Genomic DNA, 22,635 nt, shown 5'->3' with positions numbered 1-22,635 from the left:
AGACGAGTCGGCGGACCTGCCCGGCCGGGTGCTGGGCTGGTGGACACTAGGCTGGGTCGATGTTCGACTACGACGCGGAGATGCGGTTCTATCAGCCGCGTTTCCGGGCTGCGTGGGGCATCCGGCGGCTCGATCGGGTACTGGACGTCGGGTGTGGTGGCGGGCAGACCACGCGGGACGCCGCGAGGGATGCGGCACCCGGGGTCGTGCTGGGTGTCGATGTCTCGGAGCGGATGCTCGCGCACGCACGCCGGCGTACGGCCGAGGAGAACGTCAGTTACCTGCTCGCGGATGCTTCGGCGTACGAGTTCCAGCGCTACGACGTGGGGATCAGCCGGTTTGGGGTGATGTTCTTCGGGGATCCGGCAGCGGCGTTCGCGAATCTGCGCCGGGCCTGCGCGCGGATCGTCCTGATGGTGTGGCAGCCGCGCGCTGAGAACGAGTGGGCGCGGGCGATCCCGGCGGCGCTCGGCGGGACCTTCCGGGACGACTCGCCCTTCACGCTCGGCGACCGCGAGCGGACCCGGACCATCCTCGCCGGCGCAGGCTTCTCCGAGCCGACCTTCACTGCGGTCCGTGAGCCGATCTACTACGGTCCTGATGTGCAGGCGGCGTACGGCAACGTCCTTCAGCTCCATGAGCCACAGAACCTATTGGCGGCGCTCTCCCCTGCTGATGCTGATCGCGGGCGGGCGGCGCTGCGGGAGACCCTCGCAGCCCACCACACCGGTGCCGGCGTGCTCTTCGACTCGGCAGCGTGGATCATCGAGGCGGAGTGACCGGGGTCACATTCTTGATCTGTCTATTCGGCGGCGGCCTGGTCGACGCACAGGCAACAGCAAACCTGCGAAGGAGTTCCACACCATGCGTAAGCTGATCACCACCGCGTTCATCTCGCTCGACGGCGTCGTGGAGGGCCCCGGCGGCGAGAAGGAGTACCGGAACGCCGGCTGGACGTTCAAAGACATCCCGTTCGACGAGGCGGCGTACGCGCTCAAGGGCGAGGAGCAGGAGGAGGCCGCGGCGCTGCTGCTCGGCCGGGTCAGCTACGAGGCGTTCGCCCCGGTCTGGCCGACGATGCCCGAGTTCCCCGGTTACCTTGCGATGCCGAAGTACGTCGTCTCGACCACGCTCCAGGAGAGCGATCTGGTGACGAACTGGAACGAGATCAACATCCTCCGCTCGATCGACGACGTCGCCGCCCTGAAGCAGACCGAAGGCGGCCCGATCATCGTCAACGGCAGCGCCACCCTGAACCGCAACCTCTCCGACGCGGGCCTCATCGACCAGTACAACCTGCTGGTCTTCCCGGTCCTCCTCGGCGCCGGCAAGCGCCTCTTCAGCGACGCCGACCGCGACAAGATCAACCTCAAGCAGACCTCCAGCGAGTCCTACTCGAACGGCGTCCAGCGGCTCACGTACGACGTACAGCACTGACGTCGGCGTACTACTGTTCCGCCATGGATCTCGACGTCGCGGTGCTCGCGCAGGAGCGCCTCGGGTTCTCGGCATTGCGACCCGGCCAGGAGGCGGCCGTCCGGGCGGTGGCCGGCGGTCGCGACACGCTCGCCGTGCTGGCCACCGGGACCGGGAAGACGGCGATCTACCAGCTGGCCGGATTGGCGCTCGGCGGCGTCACCGTAGTGGTCAGTCCGCTGGTGGCGCTGCAGCGCGATCAGCTCCGGGCGCTGTCGGCCCACCCGGCCGGGGTCGAGGTAGCCGAGCTCAACGCGAGCGACCACGCCGGTGGGCGGATGGCGCGGGAGATGCTGACGCACAACCGGCCGGGGTTCGTGTTGCTGTCGCCGGAGCAGCTGACACACCCCGACGTACTCGAGTTGCTCGCGGCGTCGCGCCCGCGGCTCGTGGCTGTCGACGAGGCGCACCTGGTCAGCGAATGGGGCGAGGACTTCCGCCCCGACTACCTCCGGCTGGCCGCCGCGATCCGCGCGATGGGCCGGCCGCCCGTCCTGGCGCTCACGGCGACCGCCGCACCCCCGGTCCGCAAGCAGATCGTGCACCGGCTGGAGATGCACGACCCGGAGGTCGTCGTCGGCGGATTCGATCGGCCGAACCTGAACCTGGCGGTGTTCGCGTTCGCCGACGACGACACCAAGCAGCGGCGGCTGCTCAGCCACGTCCGCTCGTCGCGCGGCCCCGGCATCGTGTACGTCGGTACGCATCGGCACGCCGAGGAACTCGCGTCCGACCTGCACACCGCGGGCGTGTCCGCGTCGGCGTACCACGCCGGGCTCTCCGCGAAGGAGCGCCGTGCGGTGCAGGACTCGTTCCTCGGCGGCGGCTGCCGGGTGGTGGTCGCGACGATCGCGTTCGGGATGGGGATCGACAAACCGGACATCCGCTGGGTCAGCCATGCCGAGGCACCGTCCTCGGTCGACGCCTACTACCAGGAGATCGGCCGCGCCGGGCGCGACGGCGACGCGGCGGACGTCGAGCTGTTCTTCCGGCACGCCGACCTCGGCCTGAACCGCTTCTTCGCCTCCGGCGGGGTGACCGACGAGGACCTCGTCGCCGTCGCCACGGCGGTCGACGCCCAGCACCCGGCGAGTATCGCCGACCTCGCGAAGGCGGCCGGTCTGAGCGCAGCGCGTGTCGAGCGGGCGCTCGGCCGGTTGACCGACGCCCGGGTGGTTGCCGTCGGCCACCAGTTCCGCCTGACCACGGGCGTCGACGAGGCGGTGACCGCCGCGGCGGCCGTCGAGCACGACCGGCGGGAGGTCGCCCGGTCCCGGGTCGAGATGATGGCGGCGTACGCGGAGTACGGCGGCTGCCGACGCGAGTGGCTGCTCAGCTACTTCGGCGAACAGTACGACGGGCCGTGCGGGAACTGCGACAACGATCTGGCCGGCCGGACGGCGGCACCGGTCGAGGAGGAGCCGTTCCCGATCGGCAGCCGCGTCACGCACCGCACCTTCGGCCCGGGCCTCGTCGAGCATTACGACGGCACGACGATGACCGTCCTGTTCGATCGCGTTGGTTACAAGGAGCTGCGGACCGCGTTCATGATCCACAACCAGCTCCTGCAACCGGAGGCTTCCGCCTGATCGCGGTACCGCCGGCCGCGGTCAGCGGGTGCTGAGCCAGCGTGCCGCCGCGTTGTAGGTGTCGTCCGGTGTGCGGTTGAAGGCGATCGCCGCGTCCGGTGCGTGCCGGCGGACCAGGTTGATGATCGTCTCGAAGAGGCCGGACTCCTCGTCCGCCCGCCGGATGCCGCCGCCGACGACCACGCACTCCCACGGGCGTGCGGTGAGTGCGGCCGTCACCACCGCCTCGATGTCGTCGCTGCCGTCCAGGCCGACCAGGCACGTCTCCGCGCCGACACCGTGCGCGGCGAAGTCCGCCATCCCGGCCTGGATCCCGGTGGCGACCGGCTCAGGGTCCCACGGACCGGGCACGCGATACGGATCCAGCCCGAGCACCAGCACCCGCGCCTTGCTGTCCATCTGACGAGACTAGCGCTCGAAGGAGAGCAGGGTGATGCTGTGCGGCGGGAACTCGTAGCTTCCGTCGAACTCGACCGTGCCGAGGTCGCGGAGCGCCACCGTGTCCGGCGCGCTCAACGTGTTGGCGGCGAGTACGTCGTCCGCGCTCAGCCGCTTGACCGTGCAGCGAGCGGGCAACGCCTCACCCCGGCCGTCGAGCGTCAGCCCGGCGCGGATCGTGTCCTCGCGATGCCGGTTGATCACCGCGACCCGGATCGCCCGCCCGTCCGTCGTCGCGGACACGTCCAGATCAGGCACCGTCGCCGGCACGCTCCGGAACTCGCCTCGGTGGTCCCGCTCGTCCCCCTGCCGTACGGCGGCCAGCCGACCGGGCGACCGTACGTCGGCAGCGAGCGCGATCGGGCCCAGGTGGTTCTGGTACAGGTCCCACACGTGGTACGTCGCCGCCCGGACCGCGCCGTCGGGCCGCGCAACGATCACGCCGTTCGCGTTCAGCAGGTTCACCGTGTTCGCCATCGTGACCGGAACCTCACGTCCGCCCGCGCGGTGCAGGGCGTGGAAGACGCCGGCATAGAACAGCGCGTCGGCGAGCGTGCGCGGACTCCACCGGTTGACCCGGTGCGCGGGATGCGTGGGCAGCCCGTCCACCACACGAGCGACCGTACCGCCGTCGGCCGACGGTTGCGGCTCCGGCCAGCTCGCGGGCTCGACGTGCCGGATGTTCCACTCGTCCAGCGCGAGGCCGAGCGGACGGTCCACCCCGGCGCGGGCGGCGACGGCGCCGACCAGGTCGGAGTACTCGACGATCTGCTGCTCGAAGTACAGCGACTGGGCCACGATCGCGTCGTACTCCGACGCGCCGTCGACCAGCTGCGTCGTGGAGCCGTACAGGTGGAACGACAGGTAGTCGATCTGGTTGCCGACGGCCCGCAGTACGGCGTCCGTCCAGCCGTCCCGGTCGTCGGTCATGCCGACCGCGACGAACTTCAGCGACGGGTCGACCGCGCGCATGAAGCGGGCGTGCTCGGCCGCGTCGGCTGCGTACGCGGCGGCGGGGCGATGGCCCATCTGCCAGTCGCCGTACACCTCGTTCCCGAGGCCCCAGTACTTGACGCCGTACGGCGGACGGCCGCGGCGGCGGGTGTACTCCGTGTCGCCGGCGTAGTTCGTGTACTCGACCCAGCGGACCGCCTCGTCGACGTCGCGGCAACTGTGCGCGAGGTACGGCTCGGTCCCGACCTCGGCGCACCAGGCGAGGAACTCGTCGGTGCCGAAGTGGTTGTCCTCCTCGGAGCCCCAGGCCGGCTCGAGCCGGCGCGGGCGGGCGGCCCGCGGGCCGATGCCGTCCTCCCAGTGGTACGCCGACGTGAAGTTGCCGCCGGGCCAGCGCACGATCGGGAGGCCGAGCTCCGTGCAGAGCTTGATCACGTCCGTCCGGAGACCGCTGCGGACGTCGTCACCGCCGTACGCCAGCGGTGAGCCCTCGTCGAAGACGCCACCGTCGATGTTGCCGAAGAACGCGGACTCCAGGAAGTGCCCGTAGATCATCGGATCGATGGCGTGTTGCCGGTCGGTGTGGATGTCGATCGTGGCGGCGAAAGTCACAGGACTCAACTATAGACTGCTGCGCATGCCGCCGAACGTCCTGCTCATCTGCACCGACCAGCAGCGCTTCTCCGCATTAGGTGCCGCAGGCAACGAAGAGATCGACACGCCGAACCTGGACCGGCTCGCAAGTCAGGGCGTGTTGTTCGAGAACTGCTACGTCCAGAGCCCCGTCTGCGCACCGTCGCGAGCCAGCCTGATGACCGGCCGTTACGTGCACCAGCACGGCCTTTGGGCGAACGGCGTCGGGCTGCCGGACCACGAGCGGTTGTTCAGCAAGGACCTCGCCGATGCCGGGTACGACTGCGGCCTGGTCGGCAAGTTCCACCTGAACGCGTGCTTCGGCGGGCGGTCCGAGGTGCGGCACGACGACGGGTTCCGGGTGTTCCGCTGGGCGCACGACCCGTACCCGGGGTCGTCCGAGAACGAGTACCACCGGTGGCTGTACACGGTGCGGCCGGACCTGGCCGGCGCCGACCTGGACTACGACTCGCTGCCCGCGGAGATCCACTACAGCCGGTGGATCGGCGAGCAGACGATCGACTTCCTCACCCGCTCCCGCGACCGGTCCAAGCCGTTCTTCTTCGTGGCGAACTTCTTCGACCCGCACCACGGCTTCGGCGCGCCGGAGGAGTACGTACGCCGGTACCGCGAGCGCGAGCTGAGCCGCCCGATCCCGGACGACCTGTCCGGCAAGCCCCCGATCCAGACCGAGGCGTCGTACGAGTCGTACGCCGGGCACGCGCGCGGGTTCACGACGTACAGCCCGGACGAGCTGCAGGAGGTCAAGGCGGCGTACTACGCGATGGTGACGCTGGTGGACGACGAGGTCGGACGGATCCTCGACGCGCTGGACGCGGAAGGGCTGGCCGAGGACACGCTGGTCGTGTTCACCAGCGACCACGGGGAGATGCTCGGCGACCACGAGCTGATGCTCAAGGGCCCGATGCTGTACGAACAGGCCGTCCGGGTCCCGCTCCTGCTGCGCTGGCCGTCGACCATCCCCGCCGGCACCCGCCGCACCGACCTGGTCCAGTGGATCGACCTCTCGGCGACCATCCTCACCGCCGCCGGTCTCACACGTCACGGTGAAGGCCAGGACCTGCTCCAGCCGTCCAGCCGAGGCTGGGCCCTGTGCGAGTACCGCAACAGCGGCCACCCGTACGCCGACCCCGTGCACCTCACCATGCTCCGCCGCGACCGCTGGAAACTGATCGTCCAGCACGCGAGCCGCACCCGCCCCCGCACCGGCGAGCTCTACGACCTGACCGCCGACCCCAGCGAACTACACAACCTCTGGGACGACCCGCTCCACCGCGACATCCGCACAGACCTCCAGGAATCCCTCCTCGACACCCTCGTCGCCACCGAGAACCGCACCCAACCCCGCCTCGCGGACTGGTGATCCCATGCCACTCCTCGTGGACCCGGCCCTGCCGGAAGGCACGCTCCGTAGCATCTCTCAACCGCCGCTGGCCGCCGACCACCTGACGCTGCGCCCCTGGCGAGCGGCCGACGCCGACGCGGTGCGCAGCGCCTTCGGCTGCCCCGATATCCAGCGCTGGCACGTCCGTCGCCTCGACGATCGGGCCGAGACCGCCGAGTGGATCGACCAATGGGCGGCTCGCTGGACCGCGGAGACCGCCGCGAGTTGGGCGGTGACCGACGAAGCCGACCAGGTCCTCGGCCAGGTCGGCCTCCGCACCATCTCCCTGCCCGAGTCAACAGCCTCCGTCTCGTACTGGGTGGTCCCCGGAGCCCGGGGTCGATCGGTCGCCGCGCGTGCGGCGGATGCACTGACCAGGTGGGCCTTCGGGGAGATCGGCTTCCACCGGCTGGCGATCCAGCACTCGACCGCGAACACGGCGTCGTGCCGGGTCGCCGTACGTGCCGGGTATTCGCTCGAAGGGACGCTGCGGCAGGCGATCAAGCACGCCGACGGTTGGCACGACTGGCACCTGCACGGGCGGCTGCGCACGGACTGATCACGCGTCGCTCCCCCGTCAGCTGGTTGTGAAGCGTTGCTCGACGGTGTCCAGGAAGCCCTGGACCTGGCGGTAGGTCTCGGAGCTGTAGGCGCCGACGCTGCGCTCCGTCGAGAGGGCCTCGCGCATCGCGTCGAGGTAGCGGCGCTGGATGACGTCCATCTGTTCGCGGGTGTCGGGTTTGGTGTCGCGGAGCTGGCGGGTGCCGGCGACCAGGCGCGGGACGATGCGGTCCTTGAGGGTGTGCACCACCTCGGGGTCGAGCGGCGAGCCGTCGACGGTCTGCTCGTCCAGCGGGCCGACGGCGTCGATCGCCGACTCGCCGATCCGGCGCATCAGCTCCTGGACCGAGTCCCGCTTGTCCTCGGCGCTCTCGGGGCGGAACCGCATCTTCGCGATCACCGCCGGCAGTGAGATCCCGAACAGCACCAGCGTGATCAGCGCGACGATGAACGCCGCCAGTACGACGGTCGCGCGGTGCGGCGTACCGACGGGGATCGTTTGCGCGGCGGCGACCGTGACGACGCCGCGCATCCCGGCCCAGGCGAGCACCAGCAGTCCGCGCCCGGTGATCGGCTCGCGCTCCTCGAAGTCCGCGTCGGCGCGCCCGCGGGCCAGCCGTTTCCGCGCCCACGCGACCCGGTTCTCCTCGCGCTCGGTCGACGGCTCCATCGCCTCCAGCCGCTCCTCGAACTGGTCCAGCTGCGCATGTGTCTGCTCGTGCCGGTCGCCCGGCCCGAAGCGACTCTGCAACGCCGGCCACGCGAGACCCAGGAACCGCAGCGCGACCAGCAGCCCGACCACCAGCAGCACCAGCACCGTGATCTCGCCCAGCGTGGTCTCGGCGCGCGCGTCGTTGACCAGCTCCGGCAGCTCGTACCCCATCGCCAGGAAGACGCCGCTCTCCAGGATGAAGCTGATCGTGGTCCAGGTGGTCGACTGTGTCTGCCGGTCCCGGGCGCTGAACCGCCGGTTCCCGAGCGCGCCGGTGAGCAACCCGGCGATCACCACGGCGAGTACGCCGGACGCGTACGCCTCCTCAGCCGGGAAGTACGCCAGGAACGGCACCGCGAACGAGATCGTCGTGTTCAGCACCGGGTCGTCCAGCCGCTGCCGCAGTACGACGGTCAGGAACCCGACCGCGCCGCCGATCAGGATCGCCCCGACGACTGCCCACACGAAGTCGAGCACGGTGTCCCCGAGGCTGAAGTGTGTCGTCACGGCCAGCGCGGCCACCGCCGTCCGCAGCACCACCAGCGCCGACGCGTCGTTCACGAGGCTCTCGCCCTCGAGCACGGTCATCAGCCGTGGCGGCAGCCCGACCCGGTGCCCGATCGCGGTCGCCGCGACCGCGTCCGTCGGGCTGACGACCGCTCCGAGCGCGACCGCCAGCGCGAACGAGATACTCGGGAACGCCGCGTGCACCAGCGCGCCGATCACCAGCGCCGACACGATCACCATCACGACCGACAGCCACGAGATCAGCCCGAAGTTCCGCCGTACGTCGATCACCGGGAGCTTCACCGCCGACGTGTAGAGCAGTGGCGGCAGCACGCCCGCGAGGATGATCTCCGGCTCGATGTGGATGGCCGGCGTAGCCGGCAGGTAGCTGGCGCCGATGCCGAGCGCGACCAGCAGCAACGGCGCCGCGACGCCGGTCCGCCGCGCGAACACCGACGCCGCGATCATGATCGCAAGGCCCGCACCGGCAATCAGCACGATCTGGTGGTCCACGCGACGACACTCTAGGCCCGGGCGCCTGTCGCCCAGGGTAATGACCAGTGATTCACCCTGGTGTCACGCGGGTCGCGGAGCGGCAGAGTCGGGGTCAACGCAAGATGCTGATCCCAGGAGGAAGTCATGAGCACCGACCTGAAGTTCGAAGCCGTCGTCATCCCGGTCGCCGACGCCGACCGCTCGAAGGAGTTCTACGCCGGCCTCGGCTGGCGGCTGGACGCGGACTTCGCGTTCGACAACGGCTTCCGGGTCGTCCAGTTCACCCCGCCGGGCTCCCCCGCCTCGGTCCAGTTCGGCAGCAACATCACCACTGCCGAGCCGGGTACGGCGCAGGGCCTGTACCTGGTCGTCGCCGACATCGAGGCGGCCCGCTCCGAGCTGCTCGCCGCCGGCGCAAAGGTCGGCGAGGTGTTCCACCCGAGCGCACCGGGGGCCCAGTTCGAGCCTGCCGCCGACGGTCGCGTGGCCGGAACGGCTGACGGTCGGTCGAGCTACGGCTCGTTCGCCACATTCAGCGACCCCGACGGCAACACGTGGCTGCTCCAGGAAGTCACCGCGCGGATCCCCGGCCGGGTCAGCGAGGCGACGTACGGCACGGTCGCGGAGCTCGAGGAAGCGCTCCGGCGCGCGGCGAAGGCGCACGGCGAGCACGAGGCCCGCACCGGCCAGGCCGACGAGAACTGGCCGGCCTGGTACGCCGCTTACCTGCTCGCCGAGCGCACCGGTTCCGAACTTCCGCAGTAACAGCGGTAACAGATGTGTAGAGAACGCCGCCGCGGCTCCGTCCTCCGGGCAAGAACCACTACCGGAGGAGAATCACGAAGATGGCAGTCAAGCGCATGGACCACATCGGCGTCGTGGTCGAGGATCTCGCGGCGGCGAAGGCGTTCTTCCTGGAGCTCGGGATGGAGCTCGTCGGCGAGACGACGGTCTCCGGGCCGTGGGTGGAGGGCGTATCAGCTCTGCCCGGGGTGGTCGCGGACATCTCGTTCCTGCGGACACCCGACGGGCACGGGCAGCTCGAGCTGACGACGTACCGGACGCCGGTCGCCACGACACTCGAGCCGTCGGCGCCGCCGAACACGCTCGGGATCCGGAACCTGATGTTCGCGGTGGACGACGTACACGACACCGTCGAGCGGCTGAAGGCGCACGGTGGCGAGCTGGTCGGGACGATCGAGGAGTACACGCCGTCCAAGTACTTCTGCTACCTGCGCGGGCCGCAGGGCGTGATCATCGCGCTCGCCGAGGACTAATTGTCCATGGCACCGTCTAGCGTGCGAGCCATGAACCGGATCGATCGGCTGTACGCGCTCGCGGAGGAGCTGCGCGCGGCGGGCCCGCGCGGGCGTACGGCGCGGCAACTGGCGGCGCGCTTCGAGGTGAGCGTGCGGACCATCGAGCGCGACCTGAGCGCACTCGGGCAGGCCGGCGTACCGCTGGCGACCAAGCAGGGGCGCACCGGCGGGTACTCCGTGGATCGCGCGATGAGCCTCCCGCCGCTGAACTTCACGCCGCGAGAGGCGATGGCGGTCGCGGTGGCGCTCAGCCGCAGCGACCATGTGCTGTTCGCGCGCGACTCGCGGACCGCGCTGCAGAAGATCGTCGCCGCGATGCCTCAGCGGGACCTCGACGAGGCGCGGACGGCGGCCGCCAAGGTGCGGTTGCTGGTGCAGCCGACGCCGGATCCCGACGGCGAGATCGCGGAGCAGATCTGGCGCGCGGTCCGCGACAACCAGGTGCTGCGGGTCCAGTACACCGACGTCGGCGGCGTCGAGACGGTCCGCGAGATCGAGCCGCAGCACGTGGTCGTCGGACCGAACGGGTCGTACCTGACCGCCTGGTGCCACCTGCGGCAGGACGACCGCGTGTTCCGGATGGACCGGATCACCAAGGCCGAGCGGACCGCGACGCTGCCGCAGCGCCCGCCGGCGCCGGACGAGTTGCACGTCGACGGGTACGAGACCAAGCTGCCGGACGCCGCACTGCGTCCGGAGGATCTTTTTCCAACTCCGACATAGGGCTGTCGCGAACCGCTGGAACCGTGGTTCTCACACAACACCTGAGTTGAAGGAGAAAGTTCCATGAGTACTCCCGCACCCGGCACGCTGGCCTGGTTCGAGGTCGCGACCGACAACCCGGAAGACGCGGAGAAGTTCTACGGCAGCCTGTTCGACTGGTCGTTCGAGTCGTCCGGCAGCCTGACCTCCGGCGGTCTCGACTACCGCAACATCACCGCCTCCGGCGCGCAGCAGCCGATGGGCGGGCTGTTCGCGACCAAGGGCGAGCTGCCGAACCACGCCGTCTTCTACATCCTGGTCGCCGACATCGAGGCAACCTGCGCGGATGCCGAGCAACTCGGCGGCACGGTGGTCAACAAGCGGGTCGGCATCGGCGGCGGCACGCCGGACTTCGCCTACCTGCGCGACCCGGCCGGCAACCAGTTCGCGGTCTTCACCCCGCGCCCCGAGTGATGTCACCCACCAGCCCCGCGTCCCCGCCGGCCGACACCGGCGGGGCGCAGGCCCTGTACGACGAACTCACCGACGACCTGCTGTACGACCCGGCGATCGGGCACGGCACGATCATGGGCCACCCGTGCATCCGGCTGGCCGGCCGGTTCGTCACCTGCCTGGAACGCAACGGCACCGGCCTGATCCTCAAACTCCCCGGCGACCGGGTGAGCGCGCTGATTGCCGAAGGCACCGGCGTCCCCTTCACCGCCAACCGCGCCCCGATGCGCGAATGGGTAACGATCCCGGCCGCCGACCGCGCGGTCTGGCGCTCGCTCATCGCCGAGGCTGTCGCGTTCGCCCGCAGCACGCTCTGACGACGCTGCGGGCCGGTCCGTGGCCGCTCACACCGCGAGCCGACCGCCGTCGACCGGAAGCGTCGCGCCATGGATCAGCGAGGCGGTGTCGGAGGCGAGGAACACGATGCCCGCGGCAACTTCGTCCGGAGTCCCGACCCGCTGCAACGGCGTCGTACCGGCGAGGTGGTCGAGGTTCTCCCCCATCACCGCCGTCCCCTCGGTCCGCGTCGGGCCCGGGCTGACCGCGTTCACCCGCACGCCCGCCGGCCCGTACTCGGCCGCCCAGGAGCGGGTCAGCAGCTCGACGGCCGCCTTGCTCGAGCCGTACGCGGCCATGCCCGCCATCCCGACGTACGCCACCATCGTGGTCACGTTCACGATCGCGCCGGAGCCCCGGGCGGCCATCAGCGGCGCGAGCTCCGCGACCAGGTAGAACGGGGCCCGGACGTTCACGGCGTACACCGCGTCGAAGTCGCTGTCCGGGACCTCGGCCGTCGGGCCGAACGGGAAGATCCCGGCGTTGTTGACGAGTACGTCGACGTGCCCGCCGCCGAGGTCGATCGCCTGCTCGGCCAGCGCGCGCACGGCGGCCAGGTCGGCCAGGTCGGCGGCCACGAAGTCCGCCGTACCTCCGGCGGCCCGGATCGCGTCCACCACCGCGGCGCCGCGGGCGGCGTCCCGGCCGCTGATCACCACGTGTGCGCCGCGAGCCGCAAGTTGCCCGGCCACCGAGCGCCCGATCCCACTGTTGCCACCGGTCACGAGTGCGGTCCGGCCGGCGAAGTCCTGTGTCATATCGGTTCCGTTCCCTGGTTTGGAGTGATTGCTCCGATAGTTCTCCGGCAAAATTGGAGTATCAACTCCAGAATCCGTACTGTGGGGGGCATGCCTGACACCAGACGACTGACCCGGAAGGGCCAGGCGACCCGGGACCGGATCGTGGTGGCCGCGGCTCGGCTGATGCTCGAGCAGGGCGTCGCGAGGACCACGATCGAGGACATCCAGGCCGCCGCGGGGGTGAGCCCCTCGCAGCTGTACCACTACTTTCCGGGCAAGGACGCGCTGGTGTCGGCCGTCATCGACCACCAGGCGGAGCAGGCACTCGACGTCCAGCAGGGCTGCCTCGAGCGGCTCGACACGATCGATTCGCTCGGCCGGTGGCGCGACGTGATGGTCAACATCGTCACCGAGATGCAGTGTGTCGGCGGGTGCCCGCTCGGTTCGCTCGCCAGCGATCTGTCCGACAGCGACCCGGTCGCCCGGACACAGCTCGCCGGGGCGTTCGCGCGCTGGCAGCAGCTGATCCGCGACGGCCTGGCCGAGATGCAGTCCCGCGGTGAGCTGGCCGCCGACGCGGATCCGGGCGAGCTCGCGGTGGCGATGCTGGCCGCGGTCCAGGGCGGGTTGCTGCTCAGCCAGGTGAACCGCGACCCGGAGCCGCTGCGGATCGCGGTCGACACGATGATCGATCACCTGCACCGGCTGACGCGATCGGTCGTTCCGTAGGGTTCGGGGTATGGGTAGCAGTGTCTACGTTGCTTCGGTGGAGGGGACGACCGGGAAGTCGACGGTGGCTCTCGGTGTGCTGCATCAGTTGTCGCGGCGGGTGCGGCGGGTGGCGGTGTTCCGGCCGATCGTGCGGGCCGACACCGCGACGCACGGCGGACGGGACTACGTGCTCGACCTGCTGACCTCGCAGGACGCGGTCGAGCAGTCGTACGAGGACGGGGTCGGGGTCACGTACGACGCCGTCCACGCGGACCCGGACGCGGCGCTGGACACGATCGTTCAGCGGTACCACGCGGTCGCCGAGCGGGCCGATGCGGTGGTGATCGTCGGCAGCGACTACACGGATGTGGGTACGCCGACCGAGTTCTCGTTCAACGCGAAGATCGCGGCGAACCTGGGCGCACCGGTGCTGCTCGTGCTGAACGGCTTCGACCGCACGCCGCACGACGTCCGCGCGATCGCCGACATGGCCGCCGCCGAGCTGGCGGCCCACCACGGCTCGCTGTTCGCGGTGATCGCGAACCGTGTCGGCAGCACCCCGGCCGACGACGCCGGCGCCCAGGCGCACGCCGGCGCGGACGGGTCCCCGGACGTGAACCGCGACGTGAGCCCGGACGTGAGCCCGGACGTACCTGCCGACGGCGGCGCGGTGGCGGCGTTGGTGGCGGCGCTGGACGGGATCGGCGCACCGGCGTTCGCGGTTCCGGAGGAGCCGTTGCTGAATCAGCCGATGGTCGGCGACCTGCTCGCGCCGATCGGCGGGCGGCTGTTGAGCGGCGACCCGCAACTGCTGACCCGCGAGGTCACCGGGCTGATGATCGCCGGCATGACCATGCCGAACGTTCTCGACCGGTTGTTCGAGGGAGCAGCGGTAGTGACGGCCGGCGACCGTCCGGAGGTCGTGCTCGGCGTCGTGATGGCCCACGCGTCCCGCACCTTCCCGCAGATCGCCGCGATCATCCTGAACGGCGGGTTCGAGCTGCCGGGTCAGGTGCAGCGGCTGATCGAGGGCCTCGGCGTGACGCTGCCGATCATCGCGACGGACCTCGGCACCCAGGCCACCTCCAGCAAGCTCACCGCGGTCCGCGGCCGCCTCACGAAGGACGCCCCGCGCAAGATCGACACCGCGCTCGCGTTGTTCGACCAGTACGTCGACGGCCCGGCGCTTCTCGACCAGCTCGCCCTGGCCCGGAGCAGCGCGGTCACTCCGCTGATGTTCGAGCACCGGCTGATCGACCGCGCCGTCTCCGACCGCCGCCACATCGTCCTGCCGGAGGGCGGCGAGGAGCGGATCCTGCGCGCGGCCGACGTACTGCTCCGGCGTGGTGTCGCGGACCTGACGCTGCTCGGCGACCCGACCGTGATCAGCCGGCAGGCCGCGACGCTCGGCGTCGACGTCAGCGCGGCGAACGTCGTCCATCCCGAGCACAGCGAGCTGACCGAGCGGTTCGCGGCGGAGTACCACCGGCTGCGCCGGCACCGCGGGGTCGACCTCGACCGGGCGCGTGAACTGGTCCGGGACGTCTCGTACTTCGGCACGATGATGGTCCAGCTCGGCCTCGCGGACGGCATGGTGTCAGGCGCCGTGCACACCACCGCGCACACGATCCGTCCCGCGCTCGAGGTCGTGAAGACCGTGCCGGACGTCTCGGTCGTCTCGTCGGTGTTCTTCATGTGCCTGGAGAACCAGGTCCTGGTGTACGGCGACTGCGCGGTGAACCCGGACCCGACCGTGGAGCAGCTCGCGGACATCGCGATCTCCTCGGCCGCGACCGCCGCCGCGTTCGGGGTCGAGCCGCGGATCGCGATGCTGTCGTACTCGACCGGCACGTCCGGCGCCGGCACCGACGTCGAAAAGGTGTCCAAGGCAACGGCCATCGTCCGCGAGCGTGCCCCCGAGCTGCCGGTCGAGGGCCCGATCCAGTACGACGCCGCGATCGACGCCGCCGTCGCCCGGACCAAGCTCCCGGACTCCCCCGTCGCCGGGAAGGCCACCGTGTTCGTGTTTCCGGATCTCAACACCGGCAACAACACGTACAAGGCGGTGCAGCGTTCCGCCAACGCGGTCGCGGTCGGCCCGGTGCTGCAGGGGCTCCGGAAGCCGGTCAACGACCTGTCCCGCGGCGCCACGGTCCGGGACATCGTCAACACGGTCGCGATCACCGCGATCCAGGCCCAGCAAGGTGGCACGAATGAGTGAACACGTCCTGGTGATCAACGCCGGATCGTCCTCGCTGAAGTACAGCCTGGTCGACGCCGCGTCCGGTACGGCGGCCGCGACCGGTCTCGTGGAGCGGATCGGCGAGGAGCAGAGCCACCACGTGCACCATGGCCCGTCCGGTGACGTCGACGACGACCGGCCGATCGCGGACCACGAGGCCGCGCTGGAGGCCGCAGTACGGGCGTTCGACAAGCACGGCCCGTCGTTGTCCGAGGTCGACATCGTCGCGGTCGGGCATCGCGTCGTGCACGGCGGCGACCGGTTCGCGGCGCCCGCGCTCGTGGACGACGAACTGATCGCGGCGGTCACCGACCTGGTGCCGCTGGCCCCGCTGCACAACCCTGCGAACCTCGAAGGCATCGAGGTCGCGCGGCGGCTGTTCCCGGACCTGCCGCACGTCGCGGTCTTCGACACCGCGTTCCACCAGACGCTGCCGCCGTACGCCTACACGTACGCCGTACCGTCGTCGTGGCTGGACGACTACGGCATCCGGCGGTACGGCTTCCATGGGACGTCGCACGCGTTCGTGTCGGAGCAGGCGGCCCGGCTGCTCGGCCGCGAACCGGCCGAGCTGAACGTGATCGTCCTGCACCTCGGCAACGGCTGCTCCGCGGCGGCCGTCCGCGGCGGGAAGTCCGTCGACACGTCGATGGGGCTGACACCGCTGGAGGGTCTGGTGATGGGCACGCGCTCGGGCGATCTCGACCCGGCGATCCACGGGCACCTCGCTCGGGTCGCGGGACAGTCGGCCGAGGAGACCGACCGGGTGCTGAACTCCGCGTCCGGGCTCAAGGGCCTGACCGGCGCGAACGACTTCCGCGAGGTGCTGCGGCGGCGCGCGGCCGGCGACGAACAGGCGCAGCTCGCGTTCGACATCTACTGCTACCGGCTGAAGAAGTACGTCGGCGCCTACTACGCCGTGCTCGGGACCGTCGACGCGATCGTGTTCACCGCCGGCGTCGGCCAGCACTCCGCCGAGGCGCGCGCCGCCGCACTCGAGGGACTGGAGCCGCTCGGAATCCAGCTGGACCCGGTCCGCAACGCGGACCCGAGCGAAAACCTCGTCAGCAGGGACGACAGCCCGGTCAAGGTGTTGGTCATCCCGACGAACGAGGAGTGGGAGATCGCCCGTCAGTCCGTGGACGTGCTCACCGGCCGGTGACGGGCCTGCCGTCCCTCGGCGGTCGCGGCCAGCACGATCACGTAGCCGACGGCCAGCAACCACAGACCCCCGGGGTCCTTGGTGATCAGCTCCGCGACGCCGGCCAACGCCACCAGGACACCGACGGCCTGACCCGCGACCGCCGCGACAGCCGTCGCCTTGCGAGGGTCGCCGTACCGGTGCCACAGCAGTGCACGCAGTACCCGTCCGCCGTCCAGCGGTACGCCAGGCAGCAGGTTGAAGACGCACAGCGCGAGGTTCATCACTGCGAGCCACAGGACGGACATCTCCAGCAGACTGTGCTCCCTTGCCCTGAGCAACAGTCCGCCGCCGACGCCGAGGCCGCCGAGCCCGAGGCTGGCCGCGGGACCGGCGGCCGCGATCAGGAACGCGCCGCGCGGAGTCTCCGGATCGCCGTCGAGAACACTCACTCCGCCGAGCATCCACAGCGTGATCCGCTGCACCGGCACCCGGAACCGCAGCGCGGTCAGCGCGTGCGCCAGTTCATGGACGAGCAGCGACGCCACGAAGACGACGGCGACCAGGACGCCGGTGATCCAGTACTCCGCCGCACTGCGGCCGGGCACCAGGTACGGCAGGGTCGTCCAGGCGAGCGTGCCGCTGACGACCAGCACCATCCCCAGCACCGACCAGTGTGTGCCGATCGGAATGCCGGCGATGCGGCCGAAGCGGAACGTTTCCTTCATCCGTGGTACCTCACTCTGCCGCGCGCCAGGCTTGCCCGATCCGGAGACGCGTCCCGTGGTGCAGGACCGCGCCTTGGTAGAGCCGGCCGCCGATACGCAGGACGACGGCGGTGGCGGCGACGACCAGGACGGCGGCCAGCACGCCCTGCCAGAGCGGTACATGAACCAGGGCGGACCGCAGCGGCAGGTACATCGGGGCGGTGGGCGGGAAGAACGAGAGCACGGTGACCCACCCGGCGTGCGGGCTCCGCAGCGCGAGGAAGCCGCCGAGGTACGCCAGCGTGAGCATGCCGGTGAGCGGTGCGGCGGCGGCCTGGGCGTCCTCGATACGGGACGCGAGCGAGCCGAGCGCGCCGTACAGCACGCTGTAGAAGCTGTAGCCGAGGACGAACCACAAGACGTCGCCCGCGATCTGCGGCAGCGTCCCGCTCGGGAGGTTCGGCGGCTTCACGGCGTGCAGCGTGACGGCGGCGGCGATCGCGAGCACGGCGAACTGGGCGACGCCGAGCAGACCGATGCCGATCACCTTGCCGGCCAGGAGCTGGACCGGACGGACACGGGCCAGCAGGACCTCGACGACCCGGCTGGACTTCTCGGCGACGACGCCGGTGAGGACGTAGCTGCCGTAGATGTTCAGCGCGACGAACAGCAGGATCACCCCGACCAGGGCGACGATCACACGGCTGGTGCTGTCCGCGTTCGGGTTCAGGACGGTGACGGCCGGTCTGACCGGCGACAGGAGTCCGGTGACTTCGGCCGGCGTGAGGCCGAGTGCGTCGGCACGCTCTGCGAGGACGTACCGGCTGGCCGCGCTGGTGATGACCGGGGCGAGGGTGACATCCGCCTCGCCCGACCAGATGATCTCGACCTTGTCGCCGGCCGCGATCACCGCAGCGGTCGCCGTACCGGAGCTGACCTGGTCCGCGGCGGCCTTGCGGGTGTCGGCGATCTCCGTCCGTACGTCGAGCCCGGTCGCGGTGAGCGCAGTCGTCATCAGCTGCGGTTGGGTGGCGACGATGGCGACCGTGTACGTGTGCTGGCGCTGCGCGACGCGCACCGGGATCACGATGACCAGCACGACCGCGAGGAGCATCATCGCAGCCGAGATTCGGAACGCCGTACTGCGGACGCGCGTACGGATCTCGCGGACGGCGACGATCCAGACAACGCGGATACCGGGCGTCATCGGCCGACCGCTTCCCGGAAGAGCTCCTCCAGCGACGGGGGCTCGTAGTCGAAGCGGAGGACGGACCCGGCCGTGCGGGCGGCCTGGAGTACGTCGTCCGGATCGCTGCCGGCGTCCAGTCGCAGCTGTGCGTGACGGTCGTCGGCCCGCTCGACCGTGATGCCGTCCAGGTCGTCTGCCCAGCCGGTGCTCGCGGGCGCGGCGAACACCACCGTGACGCGGCGGTAGGCGGTGGCGCGCTGGAGTTCCTCGAGCTCGCCGGCGAGGACGACGCGGCCGCGGTGGATCGTCACGATGTCCTGGCAGAGGTGCTGGACGAGGTCCAGCTGATGGCTGGAGAACAGCACCGTCGTACCGTCGGCGGCGAGGTCGAGGAGCAAGGCGCCGAACTGGTCGACGCCGAGCGGGTCGAGGCCGGCGAACGGCTCGTCCAGGACAAGGATCTCCGGGTCGTGTACCAGCGCGACGGCCAGCTGGATCCGCTGCTGGTTGCCGTGCGACAGCTCCTCGAGGCGGCGTTCGGCGAGGTCGGCGGCGCCGATTCGCTGCAGTACGTCGGTGGTCGCACGCGCGGCGGCCGCGGACGACAGGCCGGAGAGCATCGCGAAGTACCGCACCTGCTCGGCGACGCGCATCGACGGGTAGAGGCCGCGTTCCTCGGGCATGTACCCGAACCGGCGGCCGCGGTCGCCGTCCAGCGGCTCCCCGGACCAGCGGATCTCCCCGCCGTCCGGCACCACCAGGCCGAGCAGGCAGCGCATCAGCGTGGTCTTGCCCGCACCGTTCGGCCCGAGCAGCCCGACCAGTCGCTTGGGTGCGACCGCGAACGTGCAACCGTCCAGCGCCACGGTCCCGCCGTACCGCTTCCGCAACCCCTCGATCTCCAGCACCACCCGGCCCACCTCCACTCAGCCGGCGCCCCTCAGCCAGTGTAGGTATCCCCGGAAACCCGGGCTCAGCTCGACCACGGAGGGCGTGCACACTGGAGACCGGGAGGGAGCGACCGATGGCCACTGCGACCAGGACCCGGCCGGCCTGGTACCACCGGGTCTGGTCCGCGGTCTCCCTCGTTGTGCTGGTCGCGATCGTCGAGTACGTCGTACTTCCCAAGCTCTCGGTGGCCCGCGAGTCGCTGGAACGGGTCTCCCGGTTGAACCCGGCCTGGCTGATCACCGCGATCGTCCTCGAAGCCGGAGCCCTCGTCTGCTACTCGCTGTTCACCCGAGCGCTGCTGAACGGCAGCACCGTCCGGTTCTCGTGGATCCTGCGCTCCGACCTCACCGGCTACGGCGTCAGCCACGTCGTGCCCGGTGGTGCGGCCACGGCCACCGCGGTCCGGTTCCGCCTGCTGGTCAGCGGCGGCGCGAAACCGTCCGACGTGACCGCGACCGTCACCGCCGAGGCGATCGGATCGCCGCTCGCGCTGGTCCTGATCGCCTGGCTGTCCACGATCCCCGCGGTCGTCCTCCGCGACGCGACCCCGGCGTACCTGACGCTGTTCCTCGTCGGTCTCGTCGTGCTCGCCTCCGGTCTGCTGGCCGTCCGCGAGCGGTCCCGGGTCGACCGGCTCGCCGCCCGCCTGCTCCGCGCGACCGTCCGCCGGCTCCCGGAGCGCATCGGCCCGTGGATCGAGTCCGTCGCACTCCGGTTCCGCGACCTGCTCGCCGACCCCGAGGTCCGGAAGGCGTTCCTGCTGTGGGCCACCCTGAACTGGCTCCTGGACGCCGCCGTCCTGTGGACGTTCCTGGCGGCGTTCGGCTCCCCGATCAGCCCGGTCCCGGTCCTGCTCGCGTACTCCGCCGCGAACCTGGCCGCCGTCATACCTCTCACACCCGGCGGGATCGCGGTCGTCGAGGGCATCGCGATCTCCAGCCTGCTCGGCTTCGACGTACCCGGGGACACGGCGGTCCTCGCCGTACTGTCGTGGCGGCTGCTCCAGTTCTGGGCGCCGGTGCCGCTGGCGGGCCTGTGTTACCTGAGCCTGCGCGTCAAGACTCGTTGAGGGGAGGTCAGATCACGCGGGGTGGAGCAGTCGTTCTGTCGTTGCGAGCGACGCGGAGACGGACGCGATGCCGCAGACGGGGCAGACCGAGCACTGCGTGGAGATCGGTGGCGGCCTTGGTGACCGCCGCATGCACCTTCTCCAGCTCCGCACCTGGCTCGAGCGTGCACTGCAGGTCGGCGACAAGTTCGCCCCGGTCGGCAACCACCCGGCCCGAGGCGTCGCGGATCTCCGGGAGGGACGAGAGATCCGTCGCCGCGGCCGCCACCGCGGCGTGCGCGTCCGCGAACAACCGCCCGTCCTGGTGGTCACCGGACAGGTTGAAACGGCCGTTCACACGGCGGGGCAGGTGGGCGGTCAACCACCAGAGACCGAGCAGTACGGCGAGCACGCCGGCGCCACCGGTTGCCCAGGGCCACCAAGTGGCGTCGGTGCGGTCGGGCAGCGTGAGCTGATGCCGTGCACCCTCGTGCCACCAACTGAGGGCGATGGCGCCGGCTGCGATCAAGGCCAGCGAGACGACGATGCCCACAATGCGGTCAAGGGCGATGACTCCGCGGCGCATGTCAGTCCTCTCTCAGGTCGACTCGGATGCGCGGCGTCGGTGTGACGGTGCTCAAGCGGTCGGCGATCGCCGTACGGACCTCGTCGTGCACCCTGGACGGGTCGCCGAACGTGGTCACGGTCGCGTGGAGGCGTCGTCGTTTGGCGTCCGCTGATGCGGCGGTCACGGAGTCCACGCGTGCGGCGCTGTCGGCCGCCAAGCGCGCCGCGGCCGGCGGCCGGATCCACACGAGTTCCCCCGCCGCCAGATGGGTACGTCGTCGCGGCTTCACTGCTGCCACCAGCAAGATCAGGCCGACAACGATGGCCGCGATCCCGGCCGGCCGCAGCCATCCGGCCGGCGCGACGACCATCGTCCGGCCGAACCAGCCCTGCGGGATCACCTGCCCGCGCAGCAGTCCCGTCGACCGCAGCATCTCCGCGATCCCGACTGCCCCGAGCGCAATCAGCACCAGCCCGCCGGCAAGCCCGAACCCCCGGGCAGCCGGCCCCGCCACCGGCGCCTTCGCAGCCAGCCGCTCCACACCGTCCGCCCCGACCCCACCAGCCTCCCCCGTCGCCGCACGCGGCTCGACGGCGGTGATGTCGACGTCCACGCGGTCCACGCCCAGGCCGGTGAACCGTTCCACGTCCTCGGTGACGGCCTGCCGGACCTCGGCGGCCACCTGCTCCAGCGGACGTCCCCACGCCGCCGCGACCTCCACCTCGATCCGGGTACGACGGCCCGCGACGACGGCCCGCGCCTTCGGCAGACCGCGCCCGAGCACGCCGTCCCGGCGGACCACCGCACCGTGCCGGCGTGCGGTGATCTCCGCGATCCGCTCCACCGCCCGCTGCGCGATCACGAGCCGCCCTCGATCACCCCCGTGCGGGACCGAGGACGGCTCAGTCACCGGCGCGACCGTGGCGGTGTCAGCCACGGCCACGACGCGAGATCAGGTCGTCGATGCCCTTCGTCCCGTCGGACAGGAAGCGGCCGACGACGAGCCCGACCGCGCCCAGGACGAGCGCGAGCAGGAAGCCGGGGAACCCGCCGGCCGCGGCGGCGATGGCGATCAGCAGACCGGCGAACAGACCGATGGTCGACGTGCTCACGTACTCTCCTCAGGGCTGGGGTTGGCTACTGGGGTGGCTACTGGACCCGGCGCTCGGCCGGCGCTTCGGCGGTGTCGTCGTCGTCCTCGTCGTCGCCCTCGAGGTGTACGTCGCTGACCGCGACGTTCACCTCGGTGACCTCGAGACCGGTCATCCGCTCGACCGCGGAGATCACGTTCCGGCGGATCGCGTCCGCGAGGTCGGCGATGCTCACGCCGTACTCCGCGACCAGCTCGATGTCGACGGCGGCCTGCTTCTCGCCGACCTCCACCGACACGCCCTGGGACAGGTTCGTGCGGGAGCCGGGGATCCGCTCGCGGAGCATCCCGACCGCTCGGGCGGCGCCGCCGCCGAGCGCGTGCACACCCTCGATCTCGCGGGTCGCGATACCGGCGATCTTCGACACCACGATGTCCGCGATGGTCGTCTTCCCGGTCGCCTCCGCTCCGGTGCCGGTGGCAACGATGTCCTCGGTCGCCGGGCTACGTCGTGCGGTGTTCTTGCCGGCAGTCACGGTCTCGGTCATCGGACAGTGCCTTTCTGGTCAGCGGTTGTGCCGTACGCCGGTTGGACGACAGCTCGCGCC

25 protein-coding genes are annotated in these 22,635 nt (G+C 70.8%); 14 read left to right on the top strand and 11 right to left on the bottom strand.

Annotated elements, in window-relative coordinates:
* Window positions 1-59 precede the first annotated feature (59 nt).
* From AB0M51_RS22545 to AB0M51_RS22535, 3 genes are all read left to right on the top strand, one after another.
* The gene (locus tag AB0M51_RS22545; protein ID WP_344195784.1) at window positions 60-779 is read left to right on the top strand and encodes a class I SAM-dependent methyltransferase; all 720 of its coding nucleotides are present in this window, start codon (window positions 60-62) and stop codon (window positions 777-779) included.
* 85 nt (window positions 780-864) lie between these two features.
* A complete protein-coding gene (locus tag AB0M51_RS22540) occupies window positions 865-1,437 on the top strand; it encodes a dihydrofolate reductase family protein (protein WP_344195786.1) in 573 nt (190 codons plus the stop codon).
* A 23-nt stretch (window positions 1,438-1,460) separates the two neighbouring features.
* Window positions 1,461-3,065, top strand: a complete 1,605-nt coding sequence (locus AB0M51_RS22535) for a RecQ family ATP-dependent DNA helicase (RefSeq protein WP_344195788.1) — start codon at window positions 1,461-1,463, stop codon at window positions 3,063-3,065.
* Window positions 3,066-3,086: 21 nt separating this feature from the next.
* Here the strand turns inward: AB0M51_RS22535 and AB0M51_RS22530 are convergent, their stop codons facing one another.
* Both AB0M51_RS22530 and AB0M51_RS22525 read right to left on the bottom strand, forming a co-directional pair.
* Window positions 3,087-3,464 carry a hypothetical protein gene (locus AB0M51_RS22530; RefSeq protein ID WP_344195790.1) on the bottom strand — a complete coding sequence of 126 codons (378 nt, stop codon included), beginning with the start codon at window positions 3,462-3,464 and terminating at the stop codon, window positions 3,087-3,089.
* A 9-nt stretch (window positions 3,465-3,473) separates the two neighbouring features.
* Complete coding sequence (locus tag AB0M51_RS22525) at window positions 3,474-5,069, bottom strand: alpha-L-arabinofuranosidase C-terminal domain-containing protein (protein ID WP_344195792.1); 1,596 nt, start codon at window positions 5,067-5,069, stop codon at window positions 3,474-3,476.
* 25 nt (window positions 5,070-5,094) lie between these two features.
* On the opposite strand from AB0M51_RS22525, the gene AB0M51_RS22520 reads away from it, so the two are divergent.
* Together AB0M51_RS22520 and AB0M51_RS22515 are read left to right on the top strand one after the other, a co-directional pair.
* Window positions 5,095-6,474, top strand: a complete 1,380-nt coding sequence (locus AB0M51_RS22520) for a sulfatase-like hydrolase/transferase (protein ID WP_363750215.1) — start codon at window positions 5,095-5,097, stop codon at window positions 6,472-6,474.
* A 4-nt stretch (window positions 6,475-6,478) separates the two neighbouring features.
* Complete coding sequence (locus AB0M51_RS22515; RefSeq protein WP_363750213.1) at window positions 6,479-7,054, top strand: GNAT family N-acetyltransferase; 576 nt, start codon at window positions 6,479-6,481, stop codon at window positions 7,052-7,054.
* 18 nt (window positions 7,055-7,072) lie between these two features.
* Here the strand turns inward: AB0M51_RS22515 and AB0M51_RS22510 are convergent, their stop codons facing one another.
* On the bottom strand, window positions 7,073-8,788 hold the full coding sequence (locus AB0M51_RS22510; RefSeq protein WP_344195798.1) for a sodium:proton antiporter: 1,716 nt from the start codon (window positions 8,786-8,788) through the stop codon (window positions 7,073-7,075).
* A gap of 126 nt (window positions 8,789-8,914) precedes the next feature.
* Between AB0M51_RS22510 and AB0M51_RS22505 the strand changes: the two genes are divergently transcribed.
* The 5 genes from AB0M51_RS22505 to AB0M51_RS22485 all read left to right on the top strand — a co-directional run bounded on the left by AB0M51_RS22505 (window position 8,915) and on the right by AB0M51_RS22485 (window position 11,621).
* Window positions 8,915-9,535, top strand: coding sequence for a VOC family protein (locus AB0M51_RS22505; RefSeq protein ID WP_344195800.1), 621 nt, complete (start codon window positions 8,915-8,917; stop codon window positions 9,533-9,535).
* A gap of 80 nt (window positions 9,536-9,615) precedes the next feature.
* The gene (locus tag AB0M51_RS22500) at window positions 9,616-10,047 is read left to right on the top strand and encodes a VOC family protein (RefSeq protein WP_344195802.1); all 432 of its coding nucleotides are present in this window, start codon (window positions 9,616-9,618) and stop codon (window positions 10,045-10,047) included.
* 30 nt (window positions 10,048-10,077) lie between these two features.
* Complete coding sequence (locus AB0M51_RS22495) at window positions 10,078-10,812, top strand: YafY family protein (protein ID WP_344195804.1); 735 nt, start codon at window positions 10,078-10,080, stop codon at window positions 10,810-10,812.
* A gap of 63 nt (window positions 10,813-10,875) precedes the next feature.
* Entirely contained in the window at window positions 10,876-11,265 is a 390-nt protein-coding gene (locus AB0M51_RS22490; protein WP_344195806.1) for a VOC family protein, read from the top strand.
* The gene (locus AB0M51_RS22485) at window positions 11,265-11,621 is read left to right on the top strand and encodes a hypothetical protein (protein ID WP_344195808.1); all 357 of its coding nucleotides are present in this window, start codon (window positions 11,265-11,267) and stop codon (window positions 11,619-11,621) included. Before AB0M51_RS22490 ends, AB0M51_RS22485 begins: the two co-directional genes overlap by 1 nt.
* A gap of 27 nt (window positions 11,622-11,648) precedes the next feature.
* Here AB0M51_RS22485 and AB0M51_RS22480 read toward each other — a convergent pair whose 3' ends face one another.
* Window positions 11,649-12,398, bottom strand: coding sequence for an SDR family oxidoreductase (locus tag AB0M51_RS22480; protein WP_344195810.1), 750 nt, complete (start codon window positions 12,396-12,398; stop codon window positions 11,649-11,651).
* A gap of 90 nt (window positions 12,399-12,488) precedes the next feature.
* Here AB0M51_RS22480 and AB0M51_RS22475 point away from each other — a divergent pair, with 90 nt between their 5' ends.
* From AB0M51_RS22475 to AB0M51_RS22465, 3 genes are read left to right on the top strand one after another with little or no spacing between them, the layout of a single operon-like run.
* Window positions 12,489-13,109: a TetR/AcrR family transcriptional regulator gene (locus tag AB0M51_RS22475; protein WP_344195812.1), complete on the top strand. Its 621-nt coding sequence runs from the start codon at window positions 12,489-12,491 to the stop codon at window positions 13,107-13,109.
* 10 nt (window positions 13,110-13,119) lie between these two features.
* Entirely contained in the window at window positions 13,120-15,312 is a 2,193-nt protein-coding gene (gene pta, locus AB0M51_RS22470) for a phosphate acetyltransferase (RefSeq protein ID WP_344195814.1), read from the top strand.
* Window positions 15,305-16,495 carry an acetate kinase gene (locus tag AB0M51_RS22465; RefSeq protein WP_344195816.1) on the top strand — a complete coding sequence of 397 codons (1,191 nt, stop codon included), beginning with the start codon at window positions 15,305-15,307 and terminating at the stop codon, window positions 16,493-16,495. Before pta ends, AB0M51_RS22465 begins: the two co-directional genes overlap by 8 nt.
* Here AB0M51_RS22465 and AB0M51_RS22460 read toward each other — a convergent pair.
* The 3 genes from AB0M51_RS22460 to AB0M51_RS22450 are packed head-to-tail and all read right to left on the bottom strand — an operon-like array spanning window position 16,465 to window position 19,281.
* Window positions 16,465-17,202 carry a site-2 protease family protein gene (locus AB0M51_RS22460; RefSeq protein ID WP_344195818.1) on the bottom strand — a complete coding sequence of 246 codons (738 nt, stop codon included), beginning with the start codon at window positions 17,200-17,202 and terminating at the stop codon, window positions 16,465-16,467. The genes AB0M51_RS22465 and AB0M51_RS22460 overlap by 31 nt on opposite strands.
* A gap of 10 nt (window positions 17,203-17,212) precedes the next feature.
* On the bottom strand, window positions 17,213-18,388 hold the full coding sequence (locus AB0M51_RS22455) for an ABC transporter permease (protein ID WP_344195820.1): 1,176 nt from the start codon (window positions 18,386-18,388) through the stop codon (window positions 17,213-17,215).
* Complete coding sequence (locus AB0M51_RS22450; protein WP_344195822.1) at window positions 18,385-19,281, bottom strand: ATP-binding cassette domain-containing protein; 897 nt, start codon at window positions 19,279-19,281, stop codon at window positions 18,385-18,387. Before AB0M51_RS22450 ends, AB0M51_RS22455 begins: the two co-directional genes overlap by 4 nt.
* Before the next feature lie 113 nt (window positions 19,282-19,394).
* Between AB0M51_RS22450 and AB0M51_RS22445 the strand changes: the two genes are divergently transcribed.
* Window positions 19,395-20,390, top strand: a complete 996-nt coding sequence (locus AB0M51_RS22445; RefSeq protein WP_344195824.1) for a YbhN family protein — start codon at window positions 19,395-19,397, stop codon at window positions 20,388-20,390.
* A gap of 7 nt (window positions 20,391-20,397) precedes the next feature.
* On the opposite strand, the gene AB0M51_RS22440 is transcribed toward AB0M51_RS22445, so the two are convergent.
* Genes AB0M51_RS22440 through AB0M51_RS22425 form a run of 4 tightly spaced genes read right to left on the bottom strand, consistent with a single transcriptional unit; the run spans window position 20,398 to window position 22,575 of the window.
* Window positions 20,398-20,955, bottom strand: coding sequence for a hypothetical protein (locus AB0M51_RS22440; RefSeq protein WP_344195826.1), 558 nt, complete (start codon window positions 20,953-20,955; stop codon window positions 20,398-20,400).
* 1 nt (window position 20,956) lies between these two features.
* Window positions 20,957-21,847, bottom strand: a complete 891-nt coding sequence (locus AB0M51_RS22435) for a DUF6286 domain-containing protein (protein ID WP_344195828.1) — start codon at window positions 21,845-21,847, stop codon at window positions 20,957-20,959.
* Between the two features lie 19 nt (window positions 21,848-21,866).
* Entirely contained in the window at window positions 21,867-22,049 is a 183-nt protein-coding gene (locus AB0M51_RS22430) for a hypothetical protein (protein WP_209695774.1), read from the bottom strand.
* 37 nt (window positions 22,050-22,086) lie between these two features.
* Window positions 22,087-22,575 carry an Asp23/Gls24 family envelope stress response protein gene (locus AB0M51_RS22425; RefSeq protein WP_344195831.1) on the bottom strand — a complete coding sequence of 163 codons (489 nt, stop codon included), beginning with the start codon at window positions 22,573-22,575 and terminating at the stop codon, window positions 22,087-22,089.
* Window positions 22,576-22,635 lie beyond the last annotated feature (60 nt).

Source organism: Kribbella sp. NPDC051137, assembly GCF_040682535.1.
Classification (GTDB): Bacteria; Actinomycetota; Actinomycetes; order Propionibacteriales; family Kribbellaceae; genus Kribbella; species Kribbella karoonensis.
The sequence above is the reverse complement of the archived record's forward strand: the minus strand, read 5'-3'. Positions and strand labels throughout refer to the sequence as shown.

Excerpts from the sequence above, each read along its gene's own strand:
- AB0M51_RS22505 (WP_344195800.1), top strand. The coding sequence starts at position 8,915 with ATGAGCACCGACCTGAAGTTCGAAGCCGTCGTCATCCCGGTCGCCGAC.
- AB0M51_RS22530 (WP_344195790.1), bottom strand. The coding sequence starts at position 3,464 with ATGGACAGCAAGGCGCGGGTGCTGGTGCTCGGGCTGGATCCGTATCGC.
- AB0M51_RS22440 (WP_344195826.1), bottom strand. The coding sequence starts at position 20,955 with ATGCGCCGCGGAGTCATCGCCCTTGACCGCATTGTGGGCATCGTCGTC.
- AB0M51_RS22425 (WP_344195831.1), bottom strand. The coding sequence starts at position 22,575 with ATGACCGAGACCGTGACTGCCGGCAAGAACACCGCACGACGTAGCCCG.
- AB0M51_RS22445 (WP_344195824.1), top strand. The coding sequence starts at position 19,395 with ATGGCCACTGCGACCAGGACCCGGCCGGCCTGGTACCACCGGGTCTGG.
- AB0M51_RS22480 (WP_344195810.1), bottom strand. The coding sequence starts at position 12,398 with ATGACACAGGACTTCGCCGGCCGGACCGCACTCGTGACCGGTGGCAAC.
- AB0M51_RS22520 (WP_363750215.1), top strand. The coding sequence starts at position 5,095 with ATGCCGCCGAACGTCCTGCTCATCTGCACCGACCAGCAGCGCTTCTCC.
- AB0M51_RS22515 (WP_363750213.1), top strand. The coding sequence starts at position 6,479 with ATGCCACTCCTCGTGGACCCGGCCCTGCCGGAAGGCACGCTCCGTAGC.
- AB0M51_RS22545 (WP_344195784.1), top strand. The coding sequence starts at position 60 with ATGTTCGACTACGACGCGGAGATGCGGTTCTATCAGCCGCGTTTCCGG.
- AB0M51_RS22455 (WP_344195820.1), bottom strand. The coding sequence starts at position 18,388 with ATGACGCCCGGTATCCGCGTTGTCTGGATCGTCGCCGTCCGCGAGATC.
- AB0M51_RS22475 (WP_344195812.1), top strand. The coding sequence starts at position 12,489 with ATGCCTGACACCAGACGACTGACCCGGAAGGGCCAGGCGACCCGGGAC.
- AB0M51_RS22500 (WP_344195802.1), top strand. The coding sequence starts at position 9,616 with ATGGCAGTCAAGCGCATGGACCACATCGGCGTCGTGGTCGAGGATCTC.
- AB0M51_RS22540 (WP_344195786.1), top strand. The coding sequence starts at position 865 with ATGCGTAAGCTGATCACCACCGCGTTCATCTCGCTCGACGGCGTCGTG.
- pta (WP_344195814.1), top strand. The coding sequence starts at position 13,120 with ATGGGTAGCAGTGTCTACGTTGCTTCGGTGGAGGGGACGACCGGGAAG.
- AB0M51_RS22465 (WP_344195816.1), top strand. The coding sequence starts at position 15,305 with ATGAGTGAACACGTCCTGGTGATCAACGCCGGATCGTCCTCGCTGAAG.
- AB0M51_RS22460 (WP_344195818.1), bottom strand. The coding sequence starts at position 17,202 with ATGAAGGAAACGTTCCGCTTCGGCCGCATCGCCGGCATTCCGATCGGC.
- AB0M51_RS22535 (WP_344195788.1), top strand. The coding sequence starts at position 1,461 with ATGGATCTCGACGTCGCGGTGCTCGCGCAGGAGCGCCTCGGGTTCTCG.
- AB0M51_RS22495 (WP_344195804.1), top strand. The coding sequence starts at position 10,078 with ATGAACCGGATCGATCGGCTGTACGCGCTCGCGGAGGAGCTGCGCGCG.
- AB0M51_RS22485 (WP_344195808.1), top strand. The coding sequence starts at position 11,265 with ATGTCACCCACCAGCCCCGCGTCCCCGCCGGCCGACACCGGCGGGGCG.
- AB0M51_RS22490 (WP_344195806.1), top strand. The coding sequence starts at position 10,876 with ATGAGTACTCCCGCACCCGGCACGCTGGCCTGGTTCGAGGTCGCGACC.